This window comes from Peterkaempfera bronchialis (assembly GCF_003258605.2).
Lineage (GTDB): Bacteria > Actinomycetota > Actinomycetes > Streptomycetales > Streptomycetaceae > Peterkaempfera > Peterkaempfera bronchialis.
The window spans coordinates 5,000,338-5,013,915 of the sequence record NZ_CP031264.1; the positions used below are offsets into that span (position 1 = coordinate 5,000,338).

General features: G+C 76.3%; 6 protein-coding genes and 2 pseudogenes. 6 read left to right on the forward strand and 2 right to left on the reverse strand.

Features of this window, described 5'->3' with window-relative positions:
• Positions 1-313: 313 nt before the first annotated feature.
• Positions 314-6,049 (reverse strand): ATP-dependent helicase, encoded by a 5,736-nt coding sequence (locus tag C7M71_RS22235; protein WP_407675933.1) that lies wholly within the window; start codon positions 6,047-6,049, stop codon positions 314-316.
• A gap of 199 nt (positions 6,050-6,248) precedes the next feature.
• On the opposite strand from C7M71_RS22235, the gene C7M71_RS22240 reads away from it, so the two are divergent.
• Positions 6,249-7,847 (forward strand): S8 family peptidase, encoded by a 1,599-nt coding sequence (locus C7M71_RS22240; protein ID WP_175607721.1) that lies wholly within the window; start codon positions 6,249-6,251, stop codon positions 7,845-7,847.
• Here the strand turns inward: C7M71_RS22240 and C7M71_RS32725 are convergent.
• Entirely contained in the window at positions 7,775-8,461 is a 687-nt protein-coding gene (locus C7M71_RS32725) for a TetR/AcrR family transcriptional regulator (RefSeq protein ID WP_111495150.1), read from the reverse strand. The two genes, C7M71_RS22240 and C7M71_RS32725, sit on opposite strands and share 73 nt — an antisense overlap.
• A gap of 195 nt (positions 8,462-8,656) precedes the next feature.
• Between C7M71_RS32725 and C7M71_RS22250 the strand changes: the two are divergent.
• The 5 genes and pseudogenes from C7M71_RS22250 to C7M71_RS22270 form a co-directional block, all read left to right on the forward strand.
• Positions 8,657-11,014: pseudogene (locus C7M71_RS22250) on the forward strand (MMPL family transporter); the annotation flags it as partial.
• A 128-nt stretch (positions 11,015-11,142) separates the two neighbouring features.
• Complete coding sequence (locus C7M71_RS22255) at positions 11,143-11,967, forward strand: AraC family transcriptional regulator (RefSeq protein WP_111493936.1); 825 nt, start codon at positions 11,143-11,145, stop codon at positions 11,965-11,967.
• Positions 11,968-12,325: 358 nt separating this feature from the next.
• Positions 12,326-12,709 (forward strand): annotated as a pseudogene (locus C7M71_RS32030) (AzlC family ABC transporter permease); the annotation flags it as partial.
• A gap of 253 nt (positions 12,710-12,962) precedes the next feature.
• Positions 12,963-13,277, forward strand: coding sequence for an AzlD domain-containing protein (locus C7M71_RS31155; RefSeq protein ID WP_111493938.1), 315 nt, complete (start codon positions 12,963-12,965; stop codon positions 13,275-13,277).
• Between the two features lie 43 nt (positions 13,278-13,320).
• Positions 13,321-13,515 carry a DUF3046 domain-containing protein gene (locus tag C7M71_RS22270; protein WP_111493940.1) on the forward strand — a complete coding sequence of 65 codons (195 nt, stop codon included), beginning with the start codon at positions 13,321-13,323 and terminating at the stop codon, positions 13,513-13,515.
• The last annotated feature ends 63 nt before the right edge of the window (positions 13,516-13,578 follow it).

Here is a 13,578-nt window from a genome sequence, read left to right on the forward strand (position 1 = left end):
CGAGTGCTCCTTCGAGTGCCCCACCGTGTTCCCCGCCGAGTTTCCCGGCGCCGGCCGGCTGTCTGGGCCGCCTCGGCCGCCGGATCGGCGCTCTGCTGGTGGGCGCTGCTGAGCGGCGCCGTACACCCCGAGGCGGCGGGGGTCGCCCTGGCGGCGCTGGCGGGCGGCGGCTGGAGCCTGAGCCTGCTGCCCGTGCACTGCAACCGGCGGCGCACCGGCCCGGACCGGCGCTTCCGTGGGCCGCTCCGGCCGGTCGGCGGCGCGGGGCCCAGAGACTCGGGGTTCGGCGGCGCGGGGCCCAGAGACTCGGGGTTCAGCGGCGCGGAGGCCCCGGCCGGGTCGACCGGGTCGGCTGCTGCGGGGCCGGGGACGGGCCCCGCTGGCAGGCGGGACACCAGTAGGTGACCCGTTCCTGCGAGGGGTCGGTCCGCTCGGCGACGGCGACCGGGGTGCCGCAGCGCAGGCAGGGGCGCCCCGCGCGGCCGTAGACCCAGTGCTGCCGGCCGGGCCGGGTGTCACCGGTGGTGATGTGGCCGTGCCGCAGCTTGTTGGCGTCCAGCGCCCGGTGTGCCAGGTCGACCAGCCGCTCGGGCCGGGCCACCTCGCCCACCGGCGTCCACGGGGTGACCCCGCGCAGAAAGCAGAGCTCGCACCGGTAGACATTGCCGATCCCGGCCATGACCCGCTGGTCCAGCAGCGCGTCGCCCACCGGTCGGTCGGGCTGTGCCCGCAGGCGGCGCAGCGCCTCGTCCGGATCCCAGTCCGGGCCGAGCAGGTCCGGGCCCAGATGGCCGACCGCCTGCGGCTCGTCCTCGGTGCGGAGCAGTTCCAGGACGGGCAGGCGGTAGCCGACGGCGGTGTGGTCGGCGTTGCCGAGGACGGCCCTGACCTGCCAGTCGGGGCCGCCGCGCCAGCGCTCCCCGGCGCGGTAGACCTGCCAGCGGCCTTCCATCCGCAGATGGGTGTGGAGGGTCCAGCCGTCCTCGATGCGGATCAGCAGATGCTTGCCCCGGGGGAAGACCTCGGTCACCTGCCGGCCGGTGAGGTCCACGGTGGCCAGTCGGGGCACCCGCAGGTCGGTCACGGTCAGCGCCCGGCCCGCGAGCGCCTCGCGGAGCCGGGTGGCGGTGAGGAAGAGGGTGTCGCCTTCGGGCACAGGTCCATGATGCCGCGTGCGCCCTGGTCCAGCGCGTTCGGCTGATGGCGGCGGCGAGTTGACGGTGCGTCGGGAGGGGACTGATCGAGGGTCAGTTGCGGAGCCGGAGGCCACGGGGGGTGGGGTGGAAGCCGGATGCCTCCAGGGCGCGGCCGAGGGGGGAGGTGAGCGCGGCTTCGCCGTTGGCCCGCTCCACGGTGACCTTGCCCAGCGCGCCCTCCTGGACCGCCAGGGCCAGGGCGTCGGTGGCGCGTTGCAGCTGTTCCGCGTGGTCGGTCCAGGCGAGCAGGGATTTGCCGCCGCGCTCCACATAGAGCGCCAGCTCGCCGTCGACCAGGACCACCAGGGCGCCCGCCTTTCGGCCGGGCTTGTGGGCCGACTTGGCGTTCTGCGTGCCGGAGGCGCCGGGCGGATCGGGCCAGGGGAGGGCCGCGCCATAGGCGTTGGCGGGGTCGGCGGCGGCCAGCACCAGGGCCCGGGAGCGGTCGTCGGGGCGGGCGGGGTGGGTGAGGTGGGCAGGGTGGCCGCTCTGCGGGGGCGCCCCGGCCGCCCAGCTGCCGCTGCCGGGGCGGGAGTGCGCTCCAGGGCGCTGTGGACGGCCCGCAGCCGGTCGATCGCGCCGTCGGTGGCGAACTGGGCGGCGCCCAGCCCGTCCACCACATAGCCGCGCCGGGTGCGGCCGTTCTCCTCGAAGGCGGCGAGCACCCGGTAGGCGGCGGCGAAGCCCCCGGGCACCCGCTCGGCGGCGACCGCGCCCCGGGTGACCACGCCGTGCCGGTCGAGCAGGGTCTGGGCGAGCGCGGTGGCGCGCAGGGTGGGGTCGCCGATCCGCTCGGGAAGCAGCGACCAGCGGCCGGCGGTGGTGGGCGGCCCGGTACGGGAGGTCCGCCCGGCCCGGCCGCCGAAGGCGCGGCCGGCGCCGCCGATCCGCCCGCGCGGGACGGCGCGCGGTGCCCGGTGGGCGGTGGACCCGGCGGTGCGGCCGGAGCCCAGCAGGGCCCGCATGGGGCTCAGGGTGTCATTGGTGGCATACCCGGCCCAGGCGAGGTCCCAGAGCGCGTCGGCCAGGTCCGGATCGGACGGCGGCGGCGCTCCGGCGGCGGTCGCGGTGGCCGCCGCGCGGTCGGCGAGCTGGCGAAAGAAGAGGCCGTAGCCGCCCGCCAGGGCGTCCAGCAGCGCGCGGTGGACGGGGGTGGTCTCCAGCGGCAGCGGCTCGGGGAGCAGCAGGGGCGCGGCGTCGGCGAGGTAGAGCGAGACCCAGCCGTCCTTGCCGGGCAGGGCTCCGGCGCCGGACCAGACCACCTCGCCGGCGGCGGTGAGCTCGTCCAGCATCGCGGGGGCGTAGTCGAGCATCCGGGTGGGCAGCACCAGCTTCTCCAGGGCGGAGGCGGGCACCGGGGCGCCCTGGAGCTGTTCCACCGCGCGGACCAGCCCGTCGATGCCGCGCAGCCGACCGGGGCCGATGTGCTGCCACTGGGGGAGGAAGGCGGCGAGGGAGCGGGGCGGCACCGGCTCGACCTCATGGCGCAGGGCGGCCAGCGAGCGGCGGCGCAGTCGGCGCAGTACCTCGCTGTCGCACCACTCGGTGCCGCTGCCGCCGGGGCGGAACTCGCCCTGCACGATCCGGCCGGTGGCGGCCAGCCGGTGCAGAGCCCCGGTGACCACGGCGGTGCCGAGGCCGTAGCGGGCGGCGGCGTCGGCGGCGGTGAACGGGCCGTGGGTGCGGGCGTGGCGGGCGAGCAGGTCGCCCAGCGGGTCCTTGACCGGCTCGGTGAACGCCTCCGGGATGCCGACCGGCAGCGGGGTGCCCAGCGCGTCCCGCAGCCGCCCGGCGTCCTCGATGGCGGCCCAGCGCTCCTCTCCGGCGATGCGTACCCGGATGGCGCGGCGGGCCGCCTCCAGGGCGGTGGCCCAGTCGGCCTCGGCGCCCCGCTCGGCCAGTTCGGCGGTGGTGAGCGGGCCGAGCAGCCGCAGGGCGTCGGCGAGGGCCTCGGCGTCCTTGATCCGGCGGTCGGGGGCGAGCCGCTGGAGCTCGGCCTCCAGCTCGGCGAGGACGTCGGGGTCGAGTAGTTCCCGCAGCTCTGCCTGGCCGAGCAGTTCGGCGAGCAGCCGGGAGTCCAGCGAGAGTGCGGAGGCACGCCGCTCGGCCAGCGGTGAGTCGCCCTCGTACAGGAACTGGGCGACATAGCCGAAGAGCAGTGAGCGGGCGAAGGGGGACGGCTCGGGGGTGGTGACCTCGACCAGCCGGACCCTGCGGGTCTCGATGTCGCGCATCAGCTCGACCAGACCGGGGACGTCGAAGACGTCCTGGAGGCATTCGCGGACGGCCTCCAGCACGATCGGGAAGGAGCCGAACTCGGATGCCACCTGGAGCAGTTGGGAGGCCCGCTGGCGCTGCTGCCACAGCGGGGTGCGGCGGCCCGGGCTGCGGCGCGGCAGCAGCAGGGCGCGGGCGGCGCACTCGCGGAACCGGGAGGCGAACAGCGCCGAGCCGCCGACCTGCTCGGTGACCAACTGCTCCACCTCGCCGGGGTCGAAGACGGCGGCGTCGGCGCCCAGCGGCGCCTCGTCGGCGGGGGGTGCGGGCAGTTCCGTGAACGGGTCGGGGAGGTCGCCGTCCGGGGGGAAGTCCATCAGGTCGGCGTCGGGCAGCCGCAGCACGATGCCGTCGTCGGCGTGCATCACCTGGGCGTCCAGCCCATAGCGCTCGCGCAGCCTGGCCCCCAGCGCCAGCGCCCAGGGGGCGTGCACCTGGGCGCCGAAGGGGGAGTGCACGGCGATCCGCCAGTCGCCCAGCTCGTCGCGGAAGCGCTCCACCACCACGGTGCGGTCGTCGGGGATGTGGCCGCATGCCTGGCGCTGCTCGGTGAGGTAGGAGAGCACATTGTCGGCGGCCCATGCGTCCAGCCCGGCGGCGAGCAGCCGCTCACGGGCGGCGTCCGGTGCCAGGCCGCCGATCTCGCGGAGGAAGGCGCCGACGGCGCGGCCCAGCTCCAGCGGGCGGCCCAGCGCGTCGCCGTGCCAGAACGGCAGCTTGCCGGGGATGCCGGGGGCGGGGGAGACCAGGACCCGGTCGTGGGTGATGTCCTCGATCCGCCAGGAGGTGGTGCCCAGCGTGAAGACATCGCCGACGCGTGACTCGTAGACCATCTCCTCGTCCAGCTCGCCGACCCTTCCGCCGCCCTTCCGCTTGGCGTCGGGCGCGGCGGCGCCGGCCAGGAAGACCCCGAAGAGGCCCCGGTCGGGGATGGTGCCGCCGGAGGTGACCGCGAGCCGCTGTGCGCCGGGGCGGCCGGTGAGCGTGGACGCCACCCGGTCCCAGACCAGCCGGGGGCGCAGCTCGGCGAAGGCGTCGGAGGGGTAGCGCCCGGCCAGCATGTCCAGCACCGCCTCGTACGCGGACTGCGGCAGCGCGGCGAACGGCGCCGCCCGGCGGACCAGGGCCAGCAGCTCGTCGGCGTCCCAGGTGTCCATGGCGGTGATGGCGACGATCTGCTGGGCGAGGACGTCCAGCGGGTTCCGCGGGATGCGCAGGGACTCGATCCGGCCCTGGCGCATCCGCTCGGTGACCACGGCGGCCTGCACCAGGTCGCCCCGGTACTTGGGGAAGACCACGCCGGTGGAGACCGCGCCGACCTGGTGTCCGGCGCGGCCGACCCGCTGGAGCCCGGAGGCCACCGAGGGCGGCGACTCGACCTGGACCACCAGGTCGACGGCGCCCATGTCGATGCCCAGCTCCAGGCTGGAGGTGGCGACCACGGCGGGCAGCAGCCCGGCCTTGAGCTGCTCCTCGACGGCGGCGCGCTGCTCCTTGGAGACCGAGCCGTGGTGGGCGCGGGCGAGCACCGGGGGCGCTGCCCGGTCGGCCCCGGCACCGGCTCCTGCTCCTGCTCCGGCCCCGGGCTGCGCCTCGCCGGTGGCGCGCTCCTGGGCGATCTCATTGAGCCGGTTGCAGAGCCGCTCGGCGAGCCGCCGGGAGTTGGCGAAGACGATGGTGGAGCGGTGCTGCTGCACCAGGTCGGTGACCCGCTCCTCGACATGGGGCCAGATGGACGCTCCTCCGCCCTGTTGGGGCGGGCCGCCCTGGTCCTGGGGCAGGCCGCCGGAGAGCTCGCCCAGGTCCTCCACCGGGACCACCACGGAGAGGTCGAACTCCTTGGCGGAGGGCGGCTGCACCACGGTCACCTTGCGCTGCGGACTCAGGAACCGGGCCACCTCGTCCACCGGCCGCACGGTGGCGGAGAGCCCGATCCGCCGGGCGGGGCGCTCCAGCAGCTGGTCCAGCCGCTCCAGGGTGAGGGCGAGGTGGGCGCCGCGCTTGGTACCGGCGACCGCGTGCACCTCGTCCAGGATCACCGTCTCCACCCCGCGCAGCGCCTCCCGGGCGGCGGAGGTGAGCAGCAGGAAGAGCGATTCGGGGGTGGTGATCAGGATGTCCGGCGGGTGGGTGGTGAAGCGGCGCCGCTCGGCGGGCGGGGTGTCGCCGGAGCGGATGGCGACCTGTACGTCGGGCTCGGGCAGGCCGAGCCGTACCGAGGTCTGCCGCAGGCCGGTGAGGGGGGCGCGCAGATTGCGCTCCACGTCGACGGCCAGCGCCTTCATCGGTGAGACATAGAGGACCCGGCAGCGCCGCCTGGCGTCGGCGGGCGGCGGGGTGGTGGCGAGGCGGTCGAGTGCGGCGAGGAAGGCGGCCAGGGTCTTGCCGGACCCCGTGGGCGCGACCACCAGGACGTCGGAGCCCTCGCCGATGGCCTGCCAGGCGCCGGCCTGGGCGGCGGTGGGCGCGGGGAAGGCACCACTGAACCAGGCCCGGGTCGCGGGGGAGAACCCGGCCAGCGGGTCGCCGGGCGCTGCGGGGTCGGGCTGCGGGTCGGGGGCGGTGCGTGGTGCCATGCCCCCATGGTGCCGCGCGCCACTGACAGCAGGGGTGGGGCAGCGGGGCTGGGGCAGCGGGAGTGGGCCAGCGGGAGTGGGGCAGCGGGGGTCGCGCGTCCGGTGCAGCAGAGCAGGGCATACGGAAGAAACCACTCATATCGTATGAAGAGACCTGTGATCGTCCGCAGGCTGCCGACGCTGGGTGGGTGGAGGTGCGGTGCAGCAGGTCCCGAGCCGTGGCCGCACGCCCCTGCTGATCCGCTGCCTCGCCGTGCTGTCGCTGGCCGCCCTGCTGCTCGGCGGGGCCGTCCCGTACGCGGGAGGACCCGGCCGCGCCTACCTCGGCTATCTGGTGGTCGCCGAGCGCGTCGACGCGGCGGGCGCCGCACTCGCCGCCCGCGAGGTGACGGCCGCCGGCGGCGTGGTGGTGCAGGAGTACCCGCAGATCGGGGTGGTCCTGGCGTACTCCGCCGCCCGGTCCTTCGCCGAACGGCTGCGTGTCCGGCCCGGCATCGCCGAGGCGGGCGCCGGCCGCACCGCTCCGGTCTTCACGCTCCCCGGGCCGCCGGCCGACGGGGGCGGCTTCCGGGCGTACGGCCGCCCGGCGGGGCCGCATGACACGGCCCCCGCAGCCGTCGGCGGGCAGCCGGTCGGCGGACGGGTCGACCGGCTGCCCGCCGCCGACGACACCCCGACCGTGCCCGACCCCCGTGAGCGGTCCGCCTGGAACCTGCGGATGATCGGCGCCGACGCGGGGCCGGGGGAGAGCGGTGCCGCGCTGTTCAGCGGGATCGGCGGCGGCCCCGACCGGGAGCGCGAGGCGCTGCGCCGGGTGGTGGTGGCGGTCCTCGACTCCGGCGTGGACGACTCCCACCCCGACCTCCGCGAGGCGGTAGACCCGGACCGCTCCGCCTCCTGCGCCGACGGGCGCCCCGATCCCCGGTTCGGCGCCTGGCGGCCCGACCCCGCCATCGCCGAGAGCGGCCATGGCACCCATGTCGCGGGGATCATCGGCGCGGCCCGGGACGGCGACGGCGTGGTCGGCGTGGCGCCGGGGGTGCGGATCGCGGCCGTGCGGCTGCTGGGGCCGCTGGGCCAGTACTACCCGGAGAACATCGTCTGCGGGCTGCTCTGGGCGGCCGACCACGGAGCCCGGGCGATCAATGACAGCTACTTCTCCGACCCCTGGAAGTACAACTGCCCGGACAACCGCGACCAGGCGGCGGTCGTCGCGGCGGTGGGGCGCGCGGTGCGCTACGCACGCGAGCGCGGCGCCGTGGTGGTGGCCTCGGCCGGCAATGACGCCCAGGACCTGGGAGCGTCCCGTACCGACGGCCGCAGCCCCAACGACCGGACGTCCGCCTCCCCGCCGCCGGTCCGCACACTGGGCGCCGAGTGCATCCGGCTGCCCGCCGAGCTGCCGGGGGTGGTCTCGGTGAGCGCGGTGGAGCGCTCGGGGGCGCTGGCCGGCTACTCCAACTACGGCGGCGACCGGATCGTGCTCGCCGCGCCGGGCGGCGACCCGGGCGGGGGCGCCGCCCGCGCGGTGGTCTCGGACTGGCCCGGCGGGCGCTATGCGGCGCTGGCCGGTACCTCGATGGCGGCGGCGCATGTCACCGGCGCGGTGGCGCTGGCCGCCGCCGCCCACCCGGAGTACGGGTCGGACCGGCTGCGGGCGGTGCTGACCGGGGCGGCGCGGCGCGGGCGCTGCGCGCCGGGGGCGGGGCTCTGCGCCGATCCGCGCTACTTCGGCGCGGGGGTGGTCACGGTGGTCGGGCTGTCCGCCGCTCCGGCCTCCACCACCGGCAGCAGATAGCCGTGCAGCGCCTGCTTCAGCTCGGCGACCAGGGCCTGCTGCTCCTCCTCCGCGCCCTCGGCGGCCAGGACCAGCGGCAGCAGCCCCTTGAAGATCTGCACCGCGACCAGCGCCGAGCGCCTGAGCCGCGCTTCCGGCAGCCCGGGGGCGCGGCCGGCGAGTAGCGCGGTGACGCGGTCCAGTATCGCCGTGTGCAGCGGCCCATGCGCCTCGGTGATCCAGCAGGGGGTGTCCGGGCCCGTCAGCAGGACGTGGAAGGCCGGCTCGGCGCAGTTGAAGTCCACCGCGGAGTCCACCACCCGGTCGAGGACCTCCCGCAGCTCCAGGCCGGGCAGCTCCGGGTCCTCCAGGGCGCGCTGGGTGGCCCGGGCCTTCTCGGCGAACCGCTCGCCGAGGGCGTCCGCGATGGCGTCCTTGTTGGGGAAGTACTGGTAGAGCGTGCCGGGGGAGACCCCGGCGCGGGCGGCGATGGCATTGGTGGTGGTGGCGGAGTAGCCGCACTCGGCGAAGACCTGCCCGGCGGCGTCCAGCAGCTCGGCCATCCGCCGCTCGCCTCGGGCCTGCCGCTTTCTGGGCGGCCGGGTCTGCGCCTGCTCCGTCTCCTGGGTCGCCATCTGCCGTACTCCCTTCCCTTGGGCCTGTCGGCCGGATCCTATGCCCGTTGACTTATGCGAGCCATTGCTCGTAATCTCCAGCTGCCGGGAATGCGAGCGATGGCTCGTGTTTCTGTCGCCTCCACGGCGGCTGCCCGCATCCGACCCATGCCCGGCGCAGCCCTGCCTCCACCGACCCGTCCAGGGGGATCCGACATGCCGCAACGACCACCCGCCGCCGCACCCGCGCGCGGCCTCTTTCCCGCCCTGGCGCGGTTCGCCACCGCCCGGCCACGGCTGCTGCTCGCCGCCACGGTCGCCTTCCTGGCCGCTGCGGTGGTGCTCGGCGGCGGGGTCGCCGACAGCCTGCGCGGCGGCGGCTACAACGACCCGGACGCGGACTCCTCGTACGCCACCACCGTGCTCGACCGCGAGTTCCCCGGCTCCCGCCCCGACCTGGTGCTGCTGGCCGACGCTCCGCACGGCGTGGACGACCCGGCCGCCGCCCGCGACGGCCGGGCGTTCGCCGCCCGGCTCGCCCGGGAACCCGGCGTCATCGGCGTCACCTCCTACTGGGACACCCGCAGCCCGGCGCTGCGCGCCCGCGACGGCCATCAGGCGCTGGTGGTCGCCCGGCTGGCCGGCGACGAGACCGACTCCGACCGCACCCTGGCCCGGATCGCCCCCCACTACCGAGGTCCGCAGGGCTCCCTGGACGTCCGGGTCGGCGGCTCCACCGCCATCCGGCACGAACTCCAGGACTACATCAGCGAGGACCTGGTCCGTGCCGAGGCCGTGGCGCTGCCGATCACCCTGGTGATCCTGGTGCTGGTCTTCGGCAGCGCGGTCGCCGCCCTGCTGCCCATCGGCATCGGCATCATCGCCATCCTCGGTACCAATGCCGTGCTGCGCGCCCTCGCCGCCACCACCGATGTCTCCGTCTTCGCCCTCAACCTCACCACGGCGCTCGGCCTCGGCCTCGCCATCGACTACGCGCTGCTGATCGTCCGCCGCTACCGGGAGGAACTCGCGGCCGGCCGGGACACCCGCGACGCCATCGCCGCCACCCTGGACACCGCCGGGCGCACCGTGCTCTTCTCCGCCGCGACCGTGGCCGTCTCGCTGGCCGCGATGCTGGTCTTCCCGCTCTACTTCCTGCGGTCGATGGCCTATGCGGGCATCAGCGTGGTGGTGCTGGCCTGCGCCGCCGCCCTGGTGGTGCTTCCGGCGCTGCTGGCCGTGCTCGGGCGGCGGGTCGACGCCCTGGACGTACGGCGGCTGCTGCGACGCCGCCGCCCTGGAGCCGTCTCGGCGCGGCAGTCCGGTCGGCAGTCCGGTCGGGAGGCCGGTCGGGAGCCGGGCGCCGGCTGGGCCCGGCTGGCCGGGCTGGCGATGCGCCGCGCCCCGTTCTTCGCCGCCGGCACCCTGGCGGTGCTGGTGCTGGTCGGCACACCCTTCCTGCGGGTCCACTTCGGCTCCGGCGACGACCGCCAGCTGCCCGCCTCCTCGGAGGCCCACGCCGTCCAGCAGCACATCCGGGACGGCTTCGCCGGCAGCCCGGCCGGGGTGATCGAGGTGATCGCCGAGCAGCCGCAGGCGGCGGCGCTGGACCGGTATGCGCAGCAGCTCTCGGCCCTGCCCGGTGTCCTGCGGGTGGACGCCCCCGCCGGCCAGTACGCCGAAGGCCGCCGCACCGGCCCCGCACAGCCCGTACGCACCGCCGGACCGACCTCCCACCTCACCGTGGTGCCCTCGGTGGAGGACGTCTCGCGGGAGAGCGAGGACCTGGTCCGGGCCGTGCGCGGCGTCCCGGCCCCCTTCGCCACCCACACGGCGGGCACCGCCGCAGCGCTGGTCGACACCCAGTCCGCCATCGGGCGCGGCCTGCCCTGGGCGATCGGCATCATCGTGCTGGCCACCCTGGTCCTGGTCTTCCTGCTCACCGGCAGCGTCCTGGTACCGGTGCAGGCCGTGCTGCTCAACGCGCTCAGCCTCACCGCGATGCTCGGCGCCGTGGTCTGGGTCTTCCAGGACGGGCACCTCTCCGGGCTGCTCGGCTTCACCCCCACCGGCACCATCGAGACCGCCCTGCCGGTGCTGATGTTCTGCCTGGCCTTCGGCCTCTCCATGGACTACGGCGTCTTCCTGCTCTCCCGGATCAAGGAGGAGCTGCACCACGGCGGTGACCACCGGGCCGCCGTGGTGCAGGGCATCCGGCACACCGGGGGCGTGATCACCGCCGCCGCCGTCATCCTGGCCGTGGTGATGGTCGCCATCGGGACCTCGCGGATCGCCAACACCAAGATGCTGGGCCTCGGGGTGGCGCTGGCGGTGGTGATGGACGCCATGGTGGTCCGCACCCTGCTGGTGCCCGCCGTGCTGGCGCTCACCGGCCGCGCCGCCTGGTGGGCACCCGGGCCGCTGCGGCGGCTGCACCAGCGGTTCGGCCTCAGCGAGGGACCGTCCCCGGCGTATGGCTCCCCGGCGGCGGGTGGGCCGTACGCGGGGAGGGCGAGCCGCCCGCCGGGCAGGGCGAGCCGGTCGCGGCGGGCGGCCGGACCGGCTGAGCCCGGCAGACCGCGTCGGCGGGGAGGGGCACCCGGCAACTCCCCGCCGACCGGCGGACCGGCCGACCGACCGGCCGACCGGCCGACCGGTGGAACGGTGGAACGGCGGAACGGCGGGGGAGGCAGGATGGCGGTATGGCCGAGGAGACCGCCCGCTACTGGACCCACCCCGCGCTGCCCGGCGTCGACCTGCTCACCGCCCGCTACATCCGGCACTCCTTCGGGCGTCACACCCACGACACCTATGTCATCGCCGCGATCACCGAAGGGGTGGAGGAGTTCCACCACCGGGGCAGCACCGAACGCGCCGGGGCGGGCAGCGTCGCCCTGGTCAACCCCGACGTCGTACACACCGGCCACTCCGGCGCCCCCGACGGCTGGAGCTACCGGGTGCTCTACCCCGAGGCCGGGCTGGTGGCCGCCGTCGCCGAGGAGATCGGCACCCCGGGCCGGGGACTGCCGGGGTTCACCGAAGTCGTCATCCCCGACGCACGGCTCGCCGGGATGGTCGCCGAGATCCACCGCGCCGCCGAGCGCGACGACGGACTGGCCGCCGACACCCTGCTGCGCCTCACCGTCGCCCGGCTGCTGCGCGCCCACGCCGGCCCCGCCCCGACCGGCCCCGGTCCGGCCACCGGGCGGCGGACCGTACGGCAGGCCCGCGACATCCTGGAGACCCGGCTGGCGGAGCCGCCCACCCTGGAGGAGCTCGCCGCCGCCGTCGGCACCCGGCCCTTCCCGCTGCTCCGGGCCTTCCGCGACGCCCATGGGCTGCCCCCGCACACCTGGCTCAACCAGCAGCGGGTCCGCCGCGCCCGGCTGCTGCTGGACGCCGGGGTGCCGCCCGCCCACGCCGCCGCCGAGGTCGGCTTTGTCGACCAGGCCCACCTCACCCGCCACTTCCGCCGGATCGTCGGCGTCCCCCCGGGCGCCTACCGCCGCGAACGCGGCCGGGGGTAGCGGCCGGGGTGCTGGTGCTGTCGACCAGTCGCCCGTCCCCGTCGTGCCGGCGTCCGTGCCTGCCCCACTCCGCCCGTGCTCGTTCCCAGCCTGTCCAGGGCCCCGTGCGTGCCTCGTCCCTGCGCCGCCCGAGTCCCGCTCGCGCCCACCTGACCTGGCACTTCCGGGGGCGCCCACCACCGCGAGCGCGGCCGAGGCGGGCCGGCGGGGGCGTGCAGGAATGTACAAGACCCGCCCCCCGGCCTTCGGCGAGCATCGCCGCATGACCGCAGCGACACGACCACCAGCAGCCACCGCCGAGCCGCCCGCCCGCTCCGACGCCGCCGTCGTCCGGGACGCGCTGGGGGTGGGGATCGCGGTGGGCATCTCCGGGGTGGCGTTCGGTGTGGCCGGGGCGACGGCGCAGCTGACCGTCTGGCAGACCTGCGCCCTCAGCCTGCTGGTCTTCACCGGCGCCTCGCAGTTCGCCCTGGTCGGCGCGCTGGCCGCCGGGGCGGCACCGGCGGCGGCGGTCGTCGGGGCGCTCTTCCTCGGGGTGCGCAACACCTTCTACGGCCTGCGGCTCTCCGAGCGGCTGGCGCTGCCCCGGGCGGTGCGCCCGTTCGCCGCGCAGCTGATGATCGATGAGACCGCTGCGGTGACCCTGGCTCAGCCGGACCGGCGCTCGGCCCGCCTGGGGTTCACCGTCACCGGGCTCTGCCTCTTCGTCCTGTGGAACCTCACCACCCTGGCCGGAGCGCTCGGCGCCGACGCGCTGGGCGACCCCGCCGCCTACGGCCTGGACGCGGCCGGTCCGGCCGTCTTCCTGGCGCTGCTGGCACCCCGGCTGCGGGAGGGCGGCGCCGAGCGCGCGGTCGCCGTCATCGGGGCGGCGCTGGCGCTGGGCGCGACCTTTGTGGTGCCGTCCGGGGTCCCGGTGCTGCTGGCGCTGGCGGCCGTGCCGCTGGTGGCGGGGGCGCTCCGGCTCCGGGCCCGCCGCGCGGGGAGGCCCCCCGATGACCGTCTGGCTCGCGATCGGCGCCACCGCCGCCGGCTGCTACCTGATGAAGCTGCTGGGCCTGAATGTGCCGACCGGGCTGCTGGACCGCCCCGCCGTACGGCGCTTCGCCGCGCTGGCCCCGGTGGCGCTGCTGGCGGCGCTGACCGTACTCCAGACCTTCGGGGCGCAGCACGGGCACGGCCTGGTCCTGGACGCCCAGGCGGCCGGACTGGCGGCGGCGGGCACCGCGGTGCTGCTCCGGGCGCCGTTCCTGCTGGTGGTCGGGGCGGCGGTGCTGGTCACCGCGCTGGTGCGGATGGCGACCGGGTGAGCGGGTGGGCGGGCGGTCGGCTGGGCGCGGGATACTGGGTGCCATGCGGCTGACAGAGTTCTGGCGGAGGATGAACGCCCACTTCGGTGAGGCGTACGCGGACAGCTTCGCCCGCGACCATGTGATGACCGAACTCGGCGGGCGCACCGTGTACCAGGCGCTGGACGCCGGCTGGGAGGCCAAGGACGTCTGGCGCGCGGTGTGCGCGGCGATGGAGGTGCCCGCCGCGCACCGCTGAGCCGAGCCGGCGGGGCCGTACCGGGCCGGGCCCCTGCGTGACCGCATCGCGCCATCGGCGACA

Bases quoted from the DNA above. Each gene is read 5' to 3' on its own strand.
- C7M71_RS22235 (WP_407675933.1), bottom strand. From the start codon at position 6,049: ATGGCACCACGCACCGCCCCCGACCCGCAGCCCGACCCCGCAGCGCCC.
- C7M71_RS32725 (WP_111495150.1), bottom strand. From the start codon at position 8,461: ATGGCGACCCAGGAGACGGAGCAGGCGCAGACCCGGCCGCCCAGAAAG.
- C7M71_RS22255 (WP_111493936.1), top strand. From the start codon at position 11,143: ATGGCCGAGGAGACCGCCCGCTACTGGACCCACCCCGCGCTGCCCGGC.
- C7M71_RS31155 (WP_111493938.1), top strand. From the start codon at position 12,963: ATGACCGTCTGGCTCGCGATCGGCGCCACCGCCGCCGGCTGCTACCTG.
- C7M71_RS22270 (WP_111493940.1), top strand. From the start codon at position 13,321: ATGCGGCTGACAGAGTTCTGGCGGAGGATGAACGCCCACTTCGGTGAG.